Annotated in this window: 1 protein-coding gene; it reads left to right on the top strand. The window is 67.6% G+C overall.

Annotated features, from left to right (window positions below):
• Positions 1-68 precede the first annotated feature (68 nt).
• Positions 69-1258, top strand: a protein-coding gene (locus ACPYN7_RS17965) for an IS3 family transposase (protein WP_136341198.1) whose coding sequence is annotated in 2 segments (ribosomal slippage) — positions 69-321 and positions 321-1258 — 1191 coding nt in all. Because the reading frame shifts where the segments join, the coding sequence is not laid out codon by codon here.
• Positions 1259-1289 lie beyond the last annotated feature (31 nt).

Here is a 1289-nt window from a genome sequence, read left to right as displayed (position 1 = left end):
TGAGGTTGACCCCCTTCGGTGGACGTCCTTGATGGTCAGGCCTGGTGCCTGGCAGGGAGGATGTTCCTGTGGGAGCCAAACGGAAGAGGTACACGCCCGCGTACCGGCGTGATGCCGCGCATCTGGTGATCGACACCGGGCGCCCGATCGTCCACGTGGCGAAGGAGATCGGTGTCGGAGAAGCTCTGCTGGGTCGTTGGGTCGCGATCGAGAGGGCCAAGATGGACGACCCGCCCTCAGCACTGGATACCGATGAGCGGGCAGAGCTGGAGCGGTTGCGCCGTGAGGTGGCCGAGCTGCGGATGGACCGGGAGTTCCTGAAAAAAGCAGCCGCCTTCTTCGCGACCGAGAACCAGAACCGGTGAGGATGTTCGAGCTCATCGACGCGGAGAAGGCCGACTACGAGATCACCCGCATGGCCGAGCTGCTCGAGGTGTCCCGGTCGGGCTACTACGCCTGGCTGGCACGTCGCGAGGGGCCGCCGGGTCCCTCGGCTGTGCGACGGGCCCAGCTGGGCCAGAAGGTGCTGGCCGCCCACACGGCCTCCGACGGGGTCAACGGTGCGCCGCGGATCCTGGCCGACCTGCGCGCTGTCGGGGAGGTGGTCTCGCGCAAGACGGTCGCGAAACTCATGCGCGCCCACGGCATCGCCGGCATCAGCCCGGCCACCTGGCACCCGGTGACCACGGTCGCAGACGAGTCCGCGCACACGATCCCCGATCTGGTGGAGCGCGACTTCGATCGCGGCCGCCTCGATGCGGTGTGGACCTCGGACATCACCTATTTGCCCACCGATCAGGGATGGCTGTACTTGTGTGCGGTCCGCGACGGCTGCTCGCGGCGGGTGCTGGGCTGGGCGGTCGATGACCACCTGCGCACTGAGCTGGTCGAGACCGCGCTGCGCCGGGCAGTGACCCTGCGCCGGTGTGACACCACCGGAGTGATCTTCCACGCCGATCGCGGCTGCCAGTACACCTCCGCCCGGCTGGCCGAGGTCGCCGCCGAGCTGGACGTCAGGATCTCGGTCGGGCGGACCGGGGTGTGCTGGGACAACGCGCAGATCGAATCGTTCTGGTCGACGTTGAAGACCGAGTACTACCACCGGCGGAGATTCACGACCAAGGCCGCCGCCAAGCGCGGCGTCGGCGCCTGGATCGAGGCTACCTACAACCGGACCCGACGGCACTCGTCACTGGGCATGCTCAGCCCGGTAGCCTTCGAGCACCAGCTCATGAACCCCGCGGCAGAAGCCGCATAACTCGATGTCCACGAAACGGGGTCAACCCCAG

Origin of the sequence: Kocuria sp. CH-021, from assembly GCF_049716185.1 — a bacterium.
GTDB classification, from domain to species: Bacteria; Actinomycetota; Actinomycetes; order Actinomycetales; family Micrococcaceae; genus Kocuria; species Kocuria cellulosilytica.
Note: the sequence above shows the minus strand (reverse complement) of the source record. Positions and strands in the feature narration are given on the sequence as shown.